General features: G+C 70.7%; 15 protein-coding genes and 1 pseudogene. 11 read left to right on the forward strand and 5 right to left on the reverse strand.

Annotated elements, in window-relative coordinates:
* Positions 1 to 57 precede the first annotated feature (57 nt).
* Complete coding sequence (locus ACWFR3_RS33645; RefSeq protein ID WP_453738468.1) at positions 58 to 3,009, reverse strand: FAD-binding and (Fe-S)-binding domain-containing protein; 2,952 nt, start codon at positions 3,007 to 3,009, stop codon at positions 58 to 60.
* A 52-nt stretch (positions 3,010 to 3,061) separates the two neighbouring features.
* Positions 3,062 to 4,228, reverse strand: a complete 1,167-nt coding sequence (locus ACWFR3_RS33650) for a pyridoxal-phosphate-dependent aminotransferase family protein (protein ID WP_453738469.1) — start codon at positions 4,226 to 4,228, stop codon at positions 3,062 to 3,064.
* A gap of 96 nt (positions 4,229 to 4,324) precedes the next feature.
* Here ACWFR3_RS33650 and ACWFR3_RS33655 point away from each other — a divergent pair, with 96 nt between their 5' ends.
* On the forward strand, positions 4,325 to 5,116 hold the full coding sequence (locus ACWFR3_RS33655; RefSeq protein WP_453738470.1) for an IclR family transcriptional regulator: 792 nt from the start codon (positions 4,325 to 4,327) through the stop codon (positions 5,114 to 5,116).
* A gap of 248 nt (positions 5,117 to 5,364) precedes the next feature.
* Positions 5,365 to 6,782 (forward strand): annotated as a pseudogene (locus ACWFR3_RS33660) (SLC13 family permease).
* 36 nt (positions 6,783 to 6,818) lie between these two features.
* Here the strand turns inward: ACWFR3_RS33660 and ACWFR3_RS33665 are convergent.
* Together ACWFR3_RS33665 and ACWFR3_RS33670 are read right to left on the reverse strand one after the other, a co-directional pair.
* Positions 6,819 to 7,640 (reverse strand): YqjF family protein, encoded by an 822-nt coding sequence (locus tag ACWFR3_RS33665; RefSeq protein WP_453738509.1) that lies wholly within the window; start codon positions 7,638 to 7,640, stop codon positions 6,819 to 6,821.
* 103 nt (positions 7,641 to 7,743) lie between these two features.
* On the reverse strand, positions 7,744 to 8,142 hold the full coding sequence (locus tag ACWFR3_RS33670) for a DUF5997 family protein (protein WP_453738471.1): 399 nt from the start codon (positions 8,140 to 8,142) through the stop codon (positions 7,744 to 7,746).
* A gap of 58 nt (positions 8,143 to 8,200) precedes the next feature.
* On the opposite strand from ACWFR3_RS33670, the gene ACWFR3_RS33675 reads away from it, so the two are divergent.
* Entirely contained in the window at positions 8,201 to 9,010 is an 810-nt protein-coding gene (locus tag ACWFR3_RS33675) for a LysR family substrate-binding domain-containing protein (RefSeq protein WP_453738472.1), read from the forward strand.
* A 90-nt stretch (positions 9,011 to 9,100) separates the two neighbouring features.
* Here ACWFR3_RS33675 and ACWFR3_RS33680 read toward each other — a convergent pair whose 3' ends face one another.
* Complete coding sequence (locus tag ACWFR3_RS33680) at positions 9,101 to 10,120, reverse strand: YdcF family protein (protein WP_453738473.1); 1,020 nt, start codon at positions 10,118 to 10,120, stop codon at positions 9,101 to 9,103.
* A gap of 125 nt (positions 10,121 to 10,245) precedes the next feature.
* Between ACWFR3_RS33680 and ACWFR3_RS33685 the strand changes: the two genes are divergently transcribed.
* From ACWFR3_RS33685 to ACWFR3_RS33720, 8 genes are all read left to right on the forward strand, one after another.
* Positions 10,246 to 10,479 carry a hypothetical protein gene (locus ACWFR3_RS33685; protein WP_453738474.1) on the forward strand — a complete coding sequence of 78 codons (234 nt, stop codon included), beginning with the start codon at positions 10,246 to 10,248 and terminating at the stop codon, positions 10,477 to 10,479.
* Between the two features lie 100 nt (positions 10,480 to 10,579).
* Positions 10,580 to 10,888: a hypothetical protein gene (locus tag ACWFR3_RS33690; RefSeq protein ID WP_453738475.1), complete on the forward strand. Its 309-nt coding sequence runs from the start codon at positions 10,580 to 10,582 to the stop codon at positions 10,886 to 10,888.
* 177 nt (positions 10,889 to 11,065) lie between these two features.
* Positions 11,066 to 11,899 (forward strand): MBL fold metallo-hydrolase, encoded by an 834-nt coding sequence (locus ACWFR3_RS33695; protein WP_453738476.1) that lies wholly within the window; start codon positions 11,066 to 11,068, stop codon positions 11,897 to 11,899.
* 86 nt (positions 11,900 to 11,985) lie between these two features.
* On the forward strand, positions 11,986 to 12,339 hold the full coding sequence (locus tag ACWFR3_RS33700) for a hypothetical protein (RefSeq protein WP_453738477.1): 354 nt from the start codon (positions 11,986 to 11,988) through the stop codon (positions 12,337 to 12,339).
* Between the two features lie 547 nt (positions 12,340 to 12,886).
* A complete protein-coding gene (locus ACWFR3_RS33705) occupies positions 12,887 to 13,975 on the forward strand; it encodes a DUF1996 domain-containing protein (protein ID WP_453738478.1) in 1,089 nt (362 codons plus the stop codon).
* A gap of 89 nt (positions 13,976 to 14,064) precedes the next feature.
* Complete coding sequence (locus ACWFR3_RS33710; RefSeq protein ID WP_453738479.1) at positions 14,065 to 15,816, forward strand: discoidin domain-containing protein; 1,752 nt, start codon at positions 14,065 to 14,067, stop codon at positions 15,814 to 15,816.
* A gap of 46 nt (positions 15,817 to 15,862) precedes the next feature.
* Positions 15,863 to 18,310, forward strand: coding sequence for a glycoside hydrolase family 3 C-terminal domain-containing protein (locus ACWFR3_RS33715; RefSeq protein WP_453738480.1), 2,448 nt, complete (start codon positions 15,863 to 15,865; stop codon positions 18,308 to 18,310).
* Between the two features lie 62 nt (positions 18,311 to 18,372).
* Complete coding sequence (locus ACWFR3_RS33720; RefSeq protein WP_453738481.1) at positions 18,373 to 19,413, forward strand: LacI family DNA-binding transcriptional regulator; 1,041 nt, start codon at positions 18,373 to 18,375, stop codon at positions 19,411 to 19,413.
* Positions 19,414 to 19,415: the final 2 nt, after the last annotated feature.

The following is a 19,415-nucleotide window of genomic DNA, read 5'->3' on the forward strand; positions in this document are numbered from 1 at the left end:
GATCTGACCGTGTGCAAGGGCGGCCGGGGTTCTCGCGCACCACGGCCGCTCGCGGGCTCAGGCCGGTTCCACCGCCTCTTGCAGCAGCTGCACGGGATGCCAGGCGTCGCGCTCGGTCCCGTGGAAGATCTGCTGGCGGCAGGAGACGCCCGTGGCGACCACGACCGTGTCGCCGTCCTCCGCCTCGATCGCGGGGAACAGACGGTCCTCGCCGACCGTCATCGACACCTCGTAGTGCTCGGACTCGAAGCCGAAGGAACCGGCCATCCCGCAGCACCCGGCGTCCAGTTCGGACACCGACACACCGGGGATCCTCTTGAGGAGCGCGACGGTCGCGGCCGTGCCCACCTCCGCCTTCTGGTGGCAGTGCCCGTGGTAGAGCAGCTTGCGCCCGGCGAGCCAGGAGTTCTCGCGCAGCCGCAGCCGCCCGTCGTCGATGGCCTCCACGAGCAGCTCCTCGACCTGGCGGACCCGTCCGGCGACGTCCTTGACGGCGGTGTCGTCCGGCAGCAGCGCCCGGTGTTCGTCGCGCAGCGTCATCAGACACGAGGGCTCGCAGCCCACGATCGGTGAGCCGGGTTCGGTCGACTCCCGCAGAGTGCGGGCCAGTCGGCGCGCCTTGTTCTTCGCGTCGTCGACCAGGCCCTTGGAGAGACTGGAGCGACCGCAGCAGCCCCCGCTCTCCAGGCGCACCTGCCACCCCGCCCGCTCCATCAGCTCGATGGCCGCCCGGCCGATGCCCGGCTCGGTGTACGTGGTGAAGGAGTCGGCCAGATAGGTGACGGTGCCCCGGGTGACCGGGTGCCCGCCGGGCGTCCTGCGCCGGAACCAGCGCAGCAGATTGCGGCGCACGAACACCGGCAGCGGCCGCTGCGGGGCGATGCCGGCCAGGCGGTCCATGAGGCGGCGCACCGGGGCGATGCGCCCGGGCAGATTGGACAGCGGGGCGGTCGCCGAGCCCAGGCGGTTCAGGAGCCGGATGGCACCGAACAGGCGGGAGCGCAGCGGCACGCCATGGGTGTCGTGGTAGTGCGAGAGGGTCTCGCTCTTGAGCGTGGCCATGTCGACGCCGAGCGGGCATTCGCTCTTGCACGCCTTGCACATCAGGCACAGGTCGAGGATCTCGTGCAGCCGCTCGTCCCCGAGCGCGGCCTTCGGGTCGGGCTCGGACAGCGCCTTGACCAGGGCGCCCGCCCGGCCGCGGGTGGAGTCCTCCTCCTTGCGGGTGGCCATGTACGAGGGGCACATGGCGCCGTTGCCGGACTTGCGGCACAGGCCGATGTTCATGCACCGGTCGGCCGCGGCCCGCATGCCGCCCCCGCCCACGACTTCGAAGGAAAGGCGGGTGCGCAGCGGTTCGGCGGGCGGCAGCGCCGCGTCGCGCAGGTTCTCCGTCATCGGCGCCGCGTCCACGATCTTGCCGGGGTTCAGGACGCCGTCGGGGTCGAAGAGCCGCTTGACCTGGCGCATCGCCTCGTACAGCTGCTCGCCGAAGATCTCCCGGTTGAACTCGCTGCGGGCCAGACCGTCGCCGTGCTCGCTGGAGTTGACACCGCCGTACTCGGCGACCAGGTCCTTGACCTCGCGGGCGACCGCGCGCATCCGGCCGACGTCCGCCGGATCGGTGAGGTCGAGATAGGGCCGGATGTGCAGACAGCCCACCGAGCAGTGGCCGTAGAACCCGGCCGTCATCCCGTGGCGGTCCAGGACGTCCTTGAACCTGCGGGTGTAGTCGGCCAGATGCACCGGGTCGACCGCGGTGTCCTCGACGAAGGCCAGCGGGCGCTTGGTGCCCTCGCTGGCGGCCATCAGCAGGCCGAGCCCGGCCTTGCGGACCTTCAGGAGGGACGACTGCTGGGCCGGGGTGATCGCCTGGAGGGTGTGGTAGCCGTGCCCGTGGCGGGACCAGAGCTGGGTGAGCCGGCGCATGCGCTCAAGGAGTTCGGCTTCGTCGTCGCCGGTGAAGGAGACGAAGAGCAGGGCTTCGGGTTGCCCTTCGAGGATGTCGCCGAGCGCCGCGTACTCGATCTTGCGCCGGGACAGGTCGAGGATCGTACGGTCCATCAGCTCCACGGCGGCCGGATCGCAGGCCAGCGCGTCCTGGGTGCCGGCGATGGCTCCCGCCACGGAGGTGAAGTGGCCCACGGCGATCACGGTGCGGCTCGGCTTGGGCACCAGGTCGACGAGGGCGGTGGTGGCGACGGCCAGGGTCCCCTCCGAGCCGACGACGAACTTGGCCAGGTCGAAGGAGGCGTCCTCGCGTGCGAGGCGGTCCAGGCGGTAGCCGCAGGCGCGGCGCCAGTGTTCGGGGAAGCCCTCGGCGATGGCCGCGGCATTGGCCCGGACGATCTCGGGGAGCTCCCGGTAGAGGGCGCCCTCGAGCGTCGGCTGCCCGGCGCGGCGGGCGCGTTCGGCCTCGTCGACCCGGCCGAAGGCCGCCCGGCTGCCCTCGGCGAGCACCACGTCGAGTTCGCGGACGTGGTCGATGGTCATGCCGTAGCGCACCGACCCGCTGCCCGCCGAGTTGTTGCCGATCATCCCGCCGATGGTGGCGCGGTTGCTGGTCGAGGTGTCCGGGCCGAACATCAGCCCCCACGGGCTCGCGGCCCGATTGAGCTGGTCCTGTACGACACCGGCCTCGACCAGGGCCGTAGCGCTGCCTTCATCGAGTTCCACGATGCGGTTCATGTGCCGGGACAGATCCAGGACCAGACCGGGCCCCACGGTCTGGCCCGCCAGGCTGGTGCCGGCCCCGCGCGGTACGACGGGCACCCGGTGGGCGGCCGCCGCCGCGACCGCCGCGGCGACGTCGTCGGCGTGCCGGGGAAAGACCACACCCATCGGCGTGATGGCGTACATGCTCGCGTCCCTGGCGAACAGGTGCCGGGTGTAGTCGTCGAACTGGACCTCGCCGTCTAGATCCCTGGCCAGGTCCTGCTCGAGAGCGCGGGCCTGATCCCGGCTCTCGGCGTTTTCGTGCGCGGGGCTCTCGCCCTCGGTGACGGTCATGCTCGGCAGCCTCCTCGGCAAGATGGGGAGTTCGACGGGCGCGGGCCCGCCGTCACTCGGCGCGCAGGACGTCCAGGGCTTCGGCGAGGCCGCCGGGGTCGATGCGCACCCCGGCCAGTTGCAGGCCCATCTGCACTCCGGCGAGCGTGCCCGCCAGCGTCAGATCGCCCAGGTGCCCGAGGTGGCCGATGCGGAACACGCGTCCGGCGAGCCTGCCGAGGCCCGCGCCCAGGGACATGTCGAACCGCTCAAGGATGATCTTCCGTACCTTGTCGGCGTCCTGGTCATCGGGCAGGAGCACCGCCGTCAGCGAGGACGAGTGCTCGCGTTCGTCGGCGCACAGCACCTCAAGTCCCCAGCCGCGCACGGCCGCCCGGGTCGCGGCCGCATGCCGCTCGTGCCGCGCGAAGACCGCGGGCAGCCCCTCCGCCTGCAGCATCCGCAGCGCTTCGGCGAGACCGTAGAGCAGGTTGGTGGCGGGGGTGTAGGGGAAGAAGCCGCGCCGGTTGGCCTCGATGTAGGGCTGCCAGTCCCAGTAGGACTTGCGCAGCCGCGCGGTGCGGGAGGCGGCGAGGGCCTTCTCGCTCACCGCGTTGAAACCGAGCCCCGGCGGGAGCATCAGCCCCTTCTGGGATCCGGCGATCGTGACGTCGACGCCCCATTCGTCGTGCCGGTAGTCGATCGAACCCAGCGAGGAGATGGTGTCGACGAGCAGCAGCGCCGGGTGTCCCGTGGCGTCCATCGCCCGTCGGATCTCGGGAATCCGGCTGGTCACGCCGGTCGACGTCTCGTTGTGCACCACGCAGACGGCCTTGATCGTACGAGCGCTGTCGGCCGTGAGGTGATCGGCGATGGCCTCGGGCGATGCGCCGTGGCGCCAGTCGCCGGGCACGAAGTCGACCAGGAGACCGAGGCCGGCGGCCATCTGCTGCCAGAGCGTGGCGAAGTGGCCGGTCTCCACGTGCAGCACCCGGTCGCCGGTGCTGAGTGTGTTGACCAGGGCCGCTTCCCAGGCGCCGGTGCCGGAGCCGGGGAAGACCACGACGGGGCCGGTGGTGCCGAAGACCGGTTTCAGCGCGTCGAGCAACTCCGTGGTCAGAGCGGCGAATTCGGGTCCCCGGTGGTCGATGGTCGGTGCCGATATGGCGCGGAGGACCTGGTCGGGAACGTTGGTGGGGCCCGGTATCTGCAGGAAGTGCCGCCCGGATCGGTAGGTCACTGTGGCCAACTCCCTTGAGAAGCGTGCCGCATTGTGGCACGGTGTGTCGTAAAGTGGCACAGGGAGCGTAGGGCCGACCGCGTGGGGAGTCAACGGATGCAGAGCGTTCTCAACGCACTTCGGGTGCTCGAAGAGGTCGCGGCGCGCCAGCCGGTCGGGGTCGCGGACCTGGCCCGCAGCCTGGAACTGCCCAAGAGCTCGGCGCAGCGCGCCCTGCGCACGCTGCACGAGGCGGGCTGGATCCGCCCGGCCGGGGGAGAGGTCACCCGCTGGGTCGTGACCACCAAGGCGTTGCAGGTCGGGCGCCGCGCGACGGGGGAGCTGAGCCTGCGCGACGTCGCCGTGCCGCTGATGGAAGAGCTGCGGCGGCGCATCGACGAGACGGTTCACCTGACCGTCCCGGACGGCGACCGGGTGGTGCTCATCGAGCGCCTGGAGACCTCCAAGCCGGTACGGATCATCTTGGCCCTCGGCACTCAACTGCCCATCCACGCCTCCGCGAACGGCAAGGCGGTTCTCGCGGCGAGCTCCCGGGAGACCATCGAGCGTCAACTGGACCTGGGCCTGGAGGGATTCACCGGCTCGACCATCACGGACCGGGAACGGCTCCTTGCCGAACTCGCGCGGATCAGGGAGCGGGGATACGCCACCAACGGCGGGGAATGGCGCGACGACGTGTCCGCGGTCGCCGCCGCCGTGTGGGACGAGTCGGGGGCGCCGGTCGCGAGCATCAGCGTCAACATGCCGACGAGCCGGATGACACCCGAGGCGAGCGCCGAGTACGGCGCGCTGGTGAGCGAGACGGCGCGGCAGGTCAGCGCGGCTCTGGGGCATCCCCGACAGGGCGGCGCGGACGGTCCTGCGGGCGGGTCCGCGGCCGGGAGCTAGCGGACCGGGCCCGCGCAACGCATTCGGGCACGCCCCTTGACGCCCCGCGAAGCCCGCTTCAATACTCCCCATTGCGAAAGCTAAATTCCGTCAGGCGGAATTAATCATCTCCCCTGGGGTCCTTCGGTCCCGGGGAGACGTCTGTGCGCACCCTCATGTACCGCGCACTCCCCGGCGCCGCGCGCACCCCTCGACACACGTCCCGGCGCACCGCGACATGACCATCGGCCGACGGCAAGGGAGCCCTCGTGTCAGATCAAGTCATCTCCATCATCGCCCTGGTCCTTGTCTTCACCATCGCCACCTTCTCCGCCGTCCACCTGGGCGCACTGGCCCTCGTGGCCGCCTTCGTCGTCGGCTCCACCGTGGCGGACGAATCGACGGACGACCTCTTCTCCGGCTTCCCCGGCGACCTGTTCGTCGTCCTGGTCGGCGTCACACTTCTGTTCGCCGTAGCGAAGAACAACGGCACCGTGGACTGGCTCGTCAACGCGGCGGTCAAAGCCGTGCACGGCCGCATCGCCCTGATCCCTGGGTCATGTTCCTCGTCACCGCCCTGCTCACAGCGGTCGGCGCGGTCACCCCGGCAGCGGTCGGCATCGTCGCCCCCATCGGCCTCGGCTTCGCCGCCGCCTACGGCATCAACCCCGTGCTCATGGGCCTGCTCATCGCCAACGGAGCCAGCGCGGGAGGCTTCTCGCCGATCGGCGTGTTCGGCAGCATCACCAACAATGTGGTCGAGCGGAACCACCTGCCGGGCAACCCCGCCCTGCTGTTCACCGCCTCGTTCCTGTTCAACGTGATGCTCTGCGTCATCGTCTTCTTCGCCTTCGGCGGACGGAAATTGCTCGGGCAACGCGCACAGACGTACAGCGGCGGCGGTGGGGGGAGCGGCGGCAGCGAGCGGCGCGACGGTCCTCCGCCGCCCGGCGGCGAGCGGGGCGAGCTGGTCGAGGCGGGCGGGTCGGACGGGTCGGGCGGGGCACCCCGGCGCACCCTCGCCGCCGCAACCACCGCAACCACCGCAACCGTCACCACCTCCACGGCCGCTCCCGAGGAACCCCTCAAACTCGACGGCCCGCGCGCGCTCACCCTCCTCGGACTGCTCGGCCTCGTCGCCGGAGCGCTCTTCTTCGACCTCGACGTCGGCCTCATGGCGCTCACCATCACCGTCGTCCTCTCCCTCGTCTCACCGAAGTCGGTCACCGGCGCCGTGGACCGGTGCGCGTGGTCCACCGTGCTCCTGGTCTGCGGCATCGTCACCTACGTCAGCCAGATGGAGCGCATGGGCACCATCGACTACCTCGGCAAGCAGGTCGCCTCCATCCAGGCGCCCCTCGTCGGCGCCCTGCTGATCTGCCTCATCGGCGCCCTGGTCTCCGCCTTCGCCTCGACCACCGGCATGCTCGGCGCCCTGATCCCGCTGGCCGTGCCCTTCCTGCTGGCCGGCGAGGTCGGAGCCGTCGGACTCATCACCGCACTGGCCATCTCCGCGTCCGTGGTGGACGCCTCGCCGTTCTCCACCAGTGGCGCCCTGGTGACCGCCAACACCCCGGCCGACCAACGCGACTTCGTCTTCCGCCGTCTCATGGCCTGGGGACTCGGCATCGCCGTCATCGGCCCACTCGTCACCTGGGGCCTGTTCGTCGTGCCGACCTCGCTGTGAGGCGTACCGAGGCAGCTGTACGCCCGGCGCCGCCCGTCAGGGAGTCGGGATGCCGCCGGGCCTGGCCGGCCGCCCGAAACGGACCGGAACGCCCGGCGAATACAGCACGCTCACCGGCTCCCCGGCCGGCCGTGGCAACCCCGCGGCCGTCACCAGGTCCTCGTCGCACTCGATCAGGTCCGCCCGGTGCAGCGGCCAGCGCGGATGCGCGTTCGGCAGGAACATCTGCCGCCCGAAGAACGTGTTGTGCATGCCCCACCGGGCCGTCAGGAAATGCTCGAAATCGGTGGGCTCCTCGACCCGCTCGCCCACCCGCACCGCGATCCGGCTGTGCGCGCCGCGCGGCCCCGGCCAGCGCCTGGCACTGGTGTACGTGACGGTGTCGCCGCTGTGCCGGATACTCATCCGCGACCACTGGTACGGCAGCCGGAAGGCACCGCGCGCGACGGCCACCGGAATCAGGCGCGAGGCATCCAGGGAGCGGAAGACGACCCCGCGGCGGCCGTGGGCGTCCACCGAGTAGAGGCGCACATTGGTCTCGGGAAACGTACCCAGATAGGGGATGCCGGGCAGCCGGAACCAGCCGACCCGGTGCATGCGGAACGCGACGAGGCCCACGTAGGTCGCCCCGTCGTGCAGATCGGGAACCGTCCCGGCCGGGAGGAGGGGCGCCACGTCCGCGGGGTCCACGGCCCAGTGCACGAAGGCCAGGTCCAGCCACGACTGCGTCAGCAGCGGGTTCTCGGTGGAGGAGGCGGCGGGCGGATCGGCGGTTATCGGTTCCGGGACGGCGGGGGTGAGGACCACGCCATCAGGATCGCAGGGGCCCTGGCCGCGCCCGGCACGGGGTCCGGGCATCCAGGCGGGCGCGCGGCCCGCGCGCCGCTGACCAGGGCGGCCGCGCATGACTGAGCCCCCGGCTGATCGTGTCAGGGGCCGGGGGCTCGAATCAGGGCGATGTTCAGGAACGCGAGCGGCGCTCCTGCTCGGCCGCGTTCTTCTCCTTGATGCGTACCGTTTCCTTGCGGACCTCGGCCTGGGTGGCGCGCTCCTTCTGCAGCCACTCCGGGTTGTCCGTCTTCAGCGCGTCGATCTGCTCCGTGGTGAGGGCCTCGGTGACCCCGCCGCGCGCGAGACCGGCGATGGAGACACCGAGCTTGGACGCGACGACCGGCCGGGGGTGCGGGCCGTTGCGGCGCAGCTCCTGCAGCCACTCGGGCGGCTCGGCCTGCAGGGTGCTCAGCTCGGTGCGCGAGACGACACCCTCCTGGAATTCGGCGGGGGTGGCCTCGAGGTACACACCCAGCTTCTTCGCCGCGGTCGCGGGCTTCATGGTCTGGGCGGTCTGGTGCGACGTCATGGTCACCAGGGTATCGAGCGTGTGAGCTACCGCCGACCACGACCGGTAACCTGGCGGAGTGACAGACTCGCAAGTAACCCCTTCGTTCAGGCTCGCGTATGTCCCGGGGGTGACGCCCACCAAGTGGGTGCGGATCTGGAACGAGCGGCTGCCCGACGTGCCGCTGACCCTTGTCGCGGTGGCTCCCACCGAGGCGTTCGAGCTCCTGCGCGGCCGCGGCGCCGACGCCGGTTTCGTGCGGCTCCCGGTCGACGCACCCGACCTCAGCGCGATCCCCCTCTACACCGAGGCGACGGTCGTCGTGATCCCCAAGGACCACGTCGTCGCGGCGGTCGACGAGGTGTCCCCGGAGGACCTGGCCGACGAGATCGTGCTGCACCCCCTCGACGACACCCTCGACTGGCAGAGCGGGCGGCTGCCGGGCCGCCCCGCGAACGAGCGCCCCGATACGACGGCGGACGCCATCGAACTGGTGGCCGCAGGCGTAGGCGTCCTGATCGTCCCCCAGTCGCTCGCCCGCCTGCACCACCGCAAGGACCTCACCTACCGCCCGCTCACCGAGGCTCCCGAATCGCGGGTCGCGCTGTCCTGGCCGGAGGACGCGACCACGGACCTGGTCGAGGACTTCATCGGCATCGTCCGGGGCCGCACGGTCAACAGCTCACGGGGCCGCACGCAGCCCGCCGCTCCGGCTCCGGACCAGTCGAAGCGCAAGAGCCCCGCCAAGGACGGCGCCCGCCGCAAGCCCACGGCGGGCAAGCCGACCGGAAAGACGGGCAAGCCCGGCAAGAACCCGCGGAGCTCTTCAGGCGGCGCCTCGAAGAGCGGCGGATCGAAGAGCAGCAAGCGCGGCAAACCCCGCCGCTGACCGCCCGGTGCATGAGCCCGGGCCACCGACCGCCAGCACCAGCGCAGTCTCGGAGTGAGGGTCCAGCCGCCGGGCAGGGGAGACCGGAGGTCACAAGGAGCCGTTCTGCTGTGCCCACCAGGCGAGCACCCCGCCGAGGAGCACCAGCAGGCAGATGACCAGGTTGGTCCGCCGGTAGGCGACGAGGAGCGCGGTGAATTCGCGGATCGTCGCGGTGGGCCAGAAGTACGCGGCGGTGGGGGAGCCCACCACCTGGCCGTTGATCCCGGTCCGGCGAGCGGTGACCGCGGCGCGGAAGGCGTGGTAGTTGTTCGTGACGATGACGCACCGGTAGTCCGGCCGCGCCTTTTCCATGATCGCCTTGCTGTACTTCAGGTTCTCGTCCGTCGTCGTCGAGCGGTCCTCCCGCTCGATCAGGGCGGCGGGAAACCCGCGGTCGATCAGGTAGTCGGCCATGGCGTGTGACTCCGGCAGGTCCTCGTCCGGCCCCTGGCCCCCCGACGTGATCAGCACCGGTGCTTCGCCCCGCTCGGAAAGCCGCGCATGCACCGATTGCGCCCGCTTGAGACGGCTGGCAAGCAGGGGCGGCACGGTCGAGCCGCCGATGAGCCCCGAGCCGAGTACCACCACGTAGTCGGCATCGCGGTGCACCCGCAGCCGCCCGTAGAGGAACGCGTAGCAGACGAAGCTCAGGAACAGGAACGAGAGGTAGACGGAAAGACCACCGGCCGCCGTCCCCACCCCGACCCACACCGGCGTCCGCACGACCACGGCCGTGACCACCAGCCCCACGACAGCCAGGATGCACAAGGCGGCCAGCAACGAGAGCAGGTTGGTGGGGCTCCTGCCCTCCTTGCGCACCATCTGCAGGCCGTTGAGGAACAGCAGACATGTCAGTACGAGAATGCCCAGTGACCCCAGCACGAGCACCGTCCACGCGACCGCCTGACCTGATGCCGGTCCGTGCTTGACCAGTTGGAACACCCAGGCCGCGACACCGCACAGCGCGGCGAGCCCCAGAATCACGGCATTGCTGAACTTCCTGCGCTCACGCACCACGCGCACGCAGAAAATGAGAAAGAGGAGCGCCGCCGGGGCGTAGACCAACATCCGCACAGCGTAGGGGGCGTGCGTCGGCGCGCCACCCCCGGCCCGGGCCGGAAGCGAGGGCGTCCGCTGTGGTGATCTCCGTGGGCAGGCCGTGCCCTTTCCGGGCGTCGGGAGTTGACCCCGGTATGAAGAAGCGAAGCGTACTGGCCGTTGCCTCTCTCGCCGCGGGAGCGGTCATCGCCGCGATCAGCCCGCCGCCGGGAGCGGACACGGCGGCGGACACGAAGGAGCCCGCCCACGCGGCGGAGATGGTCGACGACCTCGGCGAGGCCGAGCGGTGGGTCGACAGTGATGCGCCGGCGCCCGGCGCGGACAGCGGTGTGGTCGCCCCTGACATCTCCAGCACGCAGGGACTCTGAGGCGACGTACCCGGGGCCGGAACGCACACTTTCCGGCCCCGTCGCCATCACACGCTCCGGCGGAACACGTGGAGCACCCGCCCGCACAAGGAGGACCCGCATGTCCCGCACCCGACAGGCCCGCAGGAGCGCCACGCGCATCGCGGCCGTCCTTGCACTGAGCCTGCTGACTCTGCCGATGCTCGGCGGTACCGCCGCGGCCGGCGGCACCTGCTTCGCCACCCACGCCGATGCCCCGATCTACGCCGGGGACAACCCGTGGACCGAGATCGTCGGCCATCTCGATCCGGGCATTCCGGTGAACGGCACCCGCCAGGGCACGGACGCCCTGTGGCAGGTCTCGCGCACCGACAACGGCCAGAAGCTCGGCTACATGCGGCCCGCCGACCTCCGGTGCGACGGCGGCTGACGGCGCCTCACGGCGGATCTGCTCCAGCCGCGTTCACCGTTGCCGTCGAGGGTGGTGTCCGCCAGACTCTCCGGCAGGGTTTTCGCGGCAGACCGTGCCCGGGAGTTCGATCTCGGGCAGGAGCGGCGACCGGGTACCGGTCGAGCGCGGTCGCGGACCACAATCGGGAGGAGCCCCATGCTGGAGCAGGTGGCGGAGGGTGTGCTGGTCCACCGGAGCGAGTTGCTGGAGAACAACACCGTTGTCGTGCAGGGCGGGGACGGCGTGCTCCTCGTGGACGCCGGGATCACCGGCGACGAAATGGTCTGCCTGGCGAACGACCTGCGGAAGTTGGGCCGGCCCGTCGTCGCAGGCTTCGCGACGCACCCTGATTGGGATCACGTTCTCTGGCATGCCGAACTCGGCGAAGCGCCGCGTTACGGCACGGCCCGCTGTGCGGCCTTCATGCAAGACGTGCGGTCGAAACCGGACTGGAAGGCGCGCGCCGCCGAGGGGCTGCCGCCGGAAATCGCCGAGGACGTACCGCTGGACCTGTTCGGCCTCATCTCAGGTCTGCCTGCCGGAACCGCGGAGATTCCGTGGGACGGCCCCAGGGTCCGGATCATCGAGCATCCGGCGCATGCCCCGGGCCACGCGGCGCTGTTGATCGAAGAGCGCAGGGTACTCGTCGCCGGCGACATGCTCTCCGATGTCCTCATTCCGATGCTTGACGACACTCCTGAGCCGATTGAGGACTACCTCGTCGGTCTTGGGCTGCTCGAGGACCTGGCGGACGACATTGATGTCGTCATCCCCGGTCACGGGTCCGTCGGCCGGGCTGATCAGGTACGCGCGAGGTTCAAACAGGATCGAGCGTATTTGTACGCCCTGCGTGATGCCCAAGTGCCCAGCGACCCGCGCCTTGGCCCGTCGGCCAAGCCTGGCTGGGAGTGGGTGAGCGACATCCACGAAGGGCAAGCCCAGCGCCGAGCGCAGAAGGATCCGCGCGACGGGACGGCGCCCGGCAGCTAACCCCGTGGCCCGCGTCCCTGCCGCACCGGTATCGTCCACCTCCTGACCAGCCGCTTCGGCGGCCCCTACACAGAGGTGGATTCTTCATGACCGGCCGGCCCGCGACGACGACCCTGTGGCGCCCGACGGGCCCCAAGGAGCTGGACCTGGTCCGGGAGTCGGACTGGCGCGCCTGGCCGCCCCGGCTGCCCGAGCAGCCGATCTTCTATCCCGTCCTCAACGAGGACTACGCGATCAGGATCGCGAGGGACTGGAACGTGAAGCACGACGGCTCCGGATACGTCACGCGCTTCGAGGTCGACTCCGAGTTCCTGCGCCGCTACCCCGTCCAGCAGGCGGGCGGCCGGACGATCCTCGAACTGTGGGTTCCGGCCGAGGAGCTCGACGAGTTCAACGCCCACATCGTCGGCAAGATCGAGTTGGTCCACACGTTCCGGTGAGTCTCGCCTTGCAGTGAGCCTCGCGTCTTGGTGAGCAGTGCAGGCCCATCGGGGAGTGGTGTAACTCCCCGATGGGCCTGCGGTCTGTAGGAGAGCGCTCTCCCCGTACGGCATCCTGCCCGCGCCCGACCGATACGTCAACGCTCGTGATCCGGCGCTTCAAGTTGCCGCCGAGCGGCGCCGAACCGTTCTCGGAGGTCCGGGGAGTCGCGACGCCGAACTCTCAACACCCGCTGACCTCAAGGAACTTACCTCCCTTGACTCGCGTGTTCCGGCGGCGTGGTCGGTCTCGTCCCTCATTCGTGCGCCGTCGGGCCCCCGCCGCCGGCACGTAGTTGTTCACCGTCTCTTGACACGCTCGCGTCACGATGGGAACACTCCGGGAGAGCGCTCTCCCACACTCCGATTTCGACCGGGCGCTCCTCAACAGGTGTCCACGGGTGCGCGGTTGGCGCCCTCGGCCCCTCCGCCCGGTGTCCGGGAGCGCACGGCCACGGCTCCCGGCAGGCCGGTCCCCCCATCCCTTTCCACGTGGCAGGAGGTCTCCATGGTACGGAGATCGAAAACGATCTCGGGAGCGCTGATCGCCGGCGCCCTGATACTGAGCTCTCTGGGCATCGGCGGCATCGCGGTGAGCGCCGACAACGCATCGCAGCCCCAGACGCAGGAGGCGCAGGCGTCACACGCGGGGCACGCCATGGCCGCGTCCACCCGCATGTCGGCGGAGGACGCCGACGCGGACGGGTACATCCCCGCCAAGTCGCCCGTCACGGCGGCGAAGCCGTCCGCCGAAGCGCCGCCGCACCGCTACTTCCACGAGTTCCAGGCGCACTGTTCGGTGACGCACACCGCCCCCGACGACCCCATCGTCTATCCCGGCCAGCCCGGCAAGTCGCACGACCACACGTTCATGGGCAACACCACCACGAACGCGAACAGCACCACGGCCTCGCTGGACGCCGGCTCCACCAAGTGCCTCGCGCCCGGCGACAGGTCGGCGTACTGGATGCCCACGCTCTACAACGGCGACGACGAGATCCGGCCCGTAGGGGATCAGACGATCTACTACAAGGCCGGGGTCACGGACTACACGAGCGTGCGGCCGTTCCCCAAGGGGCTCAGGTTCGTCGTCGGCAGCCCGATGCAGAGCGCGCAGGAGTTCCGTGACCACCCCGGCTTCGTCGAGGGGTGGGAGTGCGGGGAGAGTTACTTCAACGTCGATTTCCCCGCGAACTGCCCCACGAGCCGGGACACGCAGCTGAACATCCGTTTCCAGGCCCCGAGTTGCTGGGACGGCAAGACGCTGGACTCACCCGACCACCAGAGCCACATGTCCTACCCGGTGGTCAAGAACGGCACGAACGACAATGTGTGCCCGACGAGCCACCCCGTCGCCCTGCCGATGGTCGAGTTCAAGATGGCGTTCCCCGTCAACGGGGACATGTCGAAGGTCCGCCTGGCCAGCGGGACCGGCCACTCCTTCCACTACGACTTCTTCAACGCGTGGGACGACGCGACGCTGAAGGCGCTGGTGGATCACTGCATCGTCGGCGGGCTGCAGTGCGACCCGCGCGGCTATGACCAGACGCACCCCGAGGCGGGCGCGGCCCTCGACGAGAACTACGAGCTGCCGTGACCCCGGCCTGCGAAGGGCGGGGCTCCCTTCCGCCCTTCGCAGGTGCCCCCCCGTTCCGCATCCTCCCCCCCCCCGCACAGGAGACCACCATGTCCAGACCTGGTACCGCACTCTCCCTACGGTTCGTGGCCCCCGCGGCTGCCGGCCTGCTCGTGGCAGGCGCGCTCGTGCTGCCCGCACAGCAGGCCCACGCGGCCGGCAGCGTCGTGAAGGTGACCGGCTCGCAAGGCAACTGGCAGCTGACCGTCGACGGCTCCCCGTACCAGGTCAAGGGCCTGACCTGGGGCCCGTCCGTCGCCGATGCCGACAAGTACATGCCCGATGTGCGGTCCATGGGCGTCAACACCATCCGCACCTGGGGCACCGACGCCTCCAGCAAGCCGCTCTTCGACTCCGCGGCCGCTCATGGCATCAAGGTCGTCGCGGGCTTCTGGCTCCAGCCCGGCGGCGGACCGGGCAGCGGCGGGTGTGTCAACTACCTGACGGACACCGCGTACAAGAACCAGATGCTCCAGGAGTTCCCCAAGTGGGTGGACACCTACAAGGACCATCCCGGTGTCCTGATGTGGAACGTGGGCAACGAGTCGGTGCTCGGCCTGCAGAACTGTTATGCCGGTGACGAGCTGGAGAAGCAGCGCAACGCCTATACGACCTTCGTCAACGACGTCGCCAAGAAGATTCACGCGGTGGACCCCAACCACCCCGTCACCTCCACCGACGCCTGGACCGGGGCCTGGCCCTACTACAAGAAGAACGCCCCCGACCTGGACCTCTACGCGGTCAACTCCTACAACGCCGCGTGTGACATCAAGTCCGACTGGGAGAAGGGCGGATACACCAAGCCCTACATCGTCACGGAGTCCGGGCCCGCGGGCGAGTGGGAGGTGCCCGACGACGCCAACGGGGTTCCCGAGGAGCCCACCGACCGGGCGAAGGCAGCCGGATACACCAAGGCCTGGGACTGCGTCACCGGTCACCGGGGTGTCGCGCTGGGTGCCACGATGTTCCACTACGGCACGGAGTACGACTTCGGCGGCGTCTGGTTCAACCTGCTCCCCGCGGGCCAGAAGCGCCTTTCGTACTACGCCGTGAAGAAGGCCTACAAGGGCAGCACCGCCGGTGACAACACCCCGCCGGTCATCGCTGATCTGACCGTCGACGGTGATGCGGGCAAGGTCCCCGCGGGCGCCCCGCTCACGCTCACCACCAAGGTCAGCGACCCGGACGGCGACGCGCTGTCCTACGAAGTGCTGGCCAACAGCATGTACATCGACAAGAACAAGGACCTCACCCCGCTGACCGTGTCGAACCAGGGATCGGGCCGTCTGAAGGTCACCGCCCCGGACAAGCCCGGCGTCTGGAAGATCTACGTCAAGGTCAGCGACGGCAAGGGCAACGTCGGCATCGAGACACGCTCCGTGCGCGTGGTGCCGCCGCCGGTCAACGGCACGAACGTCGCCCTGGGCAAGACCGCGACCGCCTCCTCCTTCCAGCCCGGCAGCGGCGATTGCCCGTGCACCGCCGCGAACGCCGTCGACGGCAACAACGGCACACGCTGGGCCAGCGACTGGAGCGATCCCCAGTGGCTCCAGGTCGACCTGGGCTCCACCACCTCCTTCAAGCACGTCCAGCTCAACTGGGAGACCTCGTACGCCAAGGCGTACACGATCCAGACCTCCGACAACGGCAGGGACTGGAAGACGGTGCACGAGGTGAGCGCCGGCAACGGCGGCATCGACGACTTCGACGTGAGCGGCTCCGGCCGCTACGTGCGGGTCAACGGCACCCAGCGAGGCACCGGCTACGGCTACTCGCTCTACGAATTCGGCGTCTACAAGTGATCTGAACGCCGGCGCCGCTTCCCGTCGGGGGCAGAAGGAGCAAGAGATGACGCGGGACGAACTGCTGAAGCTGGTGGACAGCCTTGATCTGGTGCGCAAGGTGGGTCTGCTGACCGGAGCCACGGTGTGGCGCACCCGTGCCGAACCAGCGCTGGGGCTGCGGGAAATGGTCTTCTCGGACGGTCCCGCCGGGGTGCGGGGGGAGGAGTGGGACGAGCGCCGGCCCTCGCTGCTCCTGCCCTCCGCCTCCGCCCTCGGTTCCCTGTGGGACGAGCAGCTGGCCGGTGAACTCGGCGAGCTGCTCGCCCTGGAGGCGCTGCGCAAGAAGGTGCACGCGGTCCTGGCGCCCACCTTGAACCTCCACCGCTCCCCGCTGGGAGGGCGCCACTTCGAGTGCCTGGCCGAGGATCCGGAGCTGGCCGCGCGCACGGGAGTCGCCCTCATCCGCGGCATCCAGGCCCACGGGGTTGCCGCGACGGCCAAGCACTATGTGGCCAACGACTCGGAGACCGACCGGCTCACCCTGGACGTACGGGTGGACGAGCGGACGCTGCGCGAGGTGTATCTGGCCCCGTTCGAGGCCGCCGTCCGCGCGGGCGTGTGGCTCGTCATGAGCGCCTACAACGGCGTCAACGGCACGACGATGACCGCCAACGAACTCCTTGCCGAACCGCTGAAGGGAGAGTGGGGGTTCGACGGCGCCGTGGTCTCCGACTGGGGCGCCGTGCGGCTGACGGCCGAGAGCGCGGCGGCAGGTCAGGACCTCGCGATGCCGGGGCCGGACAGTCCGTGGGGTGCGGCTCTGGTGGCGGCGGTCCGCGGCGGAAGTGTTGCGCAGGAGGCGATCGACGACAAGGTGGTGCGCCTGCTCACCCTGGCCGACCGCGTCGGCGCCCTTGGCAGCGCACGGAGTATCCCGCCGCGCGCCTGGCCGGGCGGCACCGCCCGGCAACTGCTGCGCCGGGCCGTCGCGGCCGGCACTGTCCTGCTGCGCAACGAGGACGTCCTGCCCCTGGACGCCTCCGCACTGCACAGCGTGGCGGTCATCGGACGGCACGCCTCGGCACCGCGGTTGCAGGGAGGAGGCAGCGCCGGGGTCTTCCCGTCGGACGTCGTCACCCCGCTGGACGGCATCAGGGCCCGCCTGCCCGGGCGGACCAGAGTGCTGCACGCGCCGGGCCCGGACCTGGGCGGGCTGCCCCTGCCGCTGGATCCCGCCCGGTGCCAGAACCCGCTCACCGGGGAGCCCGGTGTGCTGCTACGGGTCCTGACCGCGACCGGCCGTGAGCTGTACGCCGAACACCGCCTTTCCGGACGGCAGTTGGAACCCCCGGTCGCACCGGAAGCCCACACCGTGGAGATCAGCGCGCTGGTGCGCCCGGCCGCCGACGGAAAGTGGACGTTCGGAGTGGGCGGCTACGGCCGGATGAGTCTCGCCGTGGACGGACAGCCGCTGGTGGAAGGCGAGTTCGCGCGGGAAACCGAGGACCCCGCGGTCATTCACCTCGACCCGCCGCGCCGGCACGCCTCGGTCTGGCTCGCGGGCGGGCAGCCCGCGCATGTCGTGGCCCGCCGGGAGCTGGCCCCCGACACCGGCCGCGCCGTCGTGGTGACGGCCGCGGCGCCCGAGCCGGACCCCGAAGAGGCGTTGTCCGAGGCGGTCGAGGCCGCGCGGCAGGCGGACGTGGCCGTGGTCGTGGTCGGCACCACCGAGGGCAGCGAGTCCGAGGGACATGACCGCACCTCACTCACCCTTCCCGGCCGGCAGGACGAGCTGGTCTCGGCGGTCGCCGCCGCCAATCCGCGCACCGTGGTCGTCGTCAACTCGGGCGGCCCGGTGGAGATGCCCTGGCGGGAAGAGGCCGGGGCGGTGCTGCTCTCGTGGTTCCCCGGACAAGAAGCGGGGACCGGGCTCGCCGACGTCCTCCTGGGTCAGGCCGAACCGGGCGGACGCCTGCCCACCACATGGGGAGCCGCCCTCGCGGACGTGCCGGTCACACGCACCCGCCCGCAGGACGGCCGACTCGTCTACGAGGAGGGCTTGCACATCGGCTACCGGGCCTGGCTGCGGGCCGGGCACGAGCCCGCGTACTGGTTCGGCCACGGCCTGGGCTACACCACCTGGAGCTACGAGCGGCTGCGGGTCGCCGGCCCGCACGGCCGGGGAGCGGCCCTGCTCGCGGAGGTGCGGCTGCGCAACACCGGCGTGCGGCCGGGACGTGAGGTGGTGCAGGTCTACCTCGCGCGGCCCGATTCCGCCGTGGAGCGCCCCGTCCGCTGGCTCGCGGGATTCACGGCGGTGCGCGCGGAGCCGGGGGAGACGGTGACGGCAACCGTGGAGATACCGGCGAGGATGCTGCGCCACTGGGACACGGACGCCGGCGCCTGGCGGACCGAAGAGGGCTCCTGGCGGATCCTTGCCGGGCGCAGCGCCGCTGATCTGCCGCTGACGGCGACGACGGCGACGGTGCGCGGGCCGGGCGAGTGCCGGTAGCAGTCGGGCAGGCGCGGGAGAGCGCTCTATGACGCCCGGACGTGGGGCGTTAGGGTTCCCGGATGGACAGACAGATGCCGACGCTCGAGGACGTGGCGCGCGAAGCGGGGGTTTCGCGCGCCACCGTCTCCCGGGTGGTCAACGGCGTGCGCAATGTCGCCCCCGCCATCCAGGACGTGGTCAACGCGGCCATCGAGCGCACCGGTTACGCGCCCAACCGGGCGGCGCGTTCCCTGGTCACCCAGCGCGCGGGCACCATTGCCCTGGTCGTCTCGGGCGCCGGCGACCACTCCGACACGGCACAGAACGCGTTCGCCGCGCGGGTGTTCGCCGACCCGTTCTTCGGCCGGGCCGTCAGCGGGGTGGTGGGCTTCCTGCGGCCGCGCGGCATGCATCCGGTGCTGATGTTCGCCGAGACCGAGGACTCCCGCCGGCAGGTCCTGACCTACCTGCGCCAGGGCAACGCGGACGGCGCCCTGGTCGTCTCGACCCACGCCCAGGACCCGCTGCCGGAGCTCCTTGCCGAAGCGCAACTGCCCGCGGTGTTCTTCGCCCGCCCCGCCCTGCGGGCCCGTGTCACGTTCGTCGACTTCGCACACCGGGACGGGGCACGGCTGGCCGCGGACCATCTGCTGGCCCGCGGCTGCCGCCGGGTGGCGACCGTCTCGGGCCCGCTGGACATCCCCGCGGGCCGCGAACGCCTCGCCGGATTCCAGGACGGCATGGAGCGCGGCGGACAGCCCTACATCCCCGTCGCCGAGGGCGGGTTCACCCTGGAGAGCGGGGCGAAGGCGATGCGCCGGCTGCTGGTGGAGCAGCCCGGCATCGACGGGGTGTTCGCGGCCAACGACCTGATGGCACAAGGCGTATGCCAGGCCCTGAGGGAAGCGGGCAAGCAGATCCCCCGGGACGTGGCGGTGGTCGGATTCGACGACTCCAGCGTCGCGGTCACCTGCGTGCCCTCCCTGACGACGGTGCGGCAGCCGGTCGAGGAGATGGGCGCGGAGATGGCCCGGCTGCTGCAGGAGCAGATCGAGGGCGTACGGGCCGACCCCACCTCGGTGATCTTCGAGCCGGAACTGGTGGTGCGCGAGTCGGCCTAGAG

The organism is Streptomyces sp. NPDC055189, from assembly GCF_053606765.1.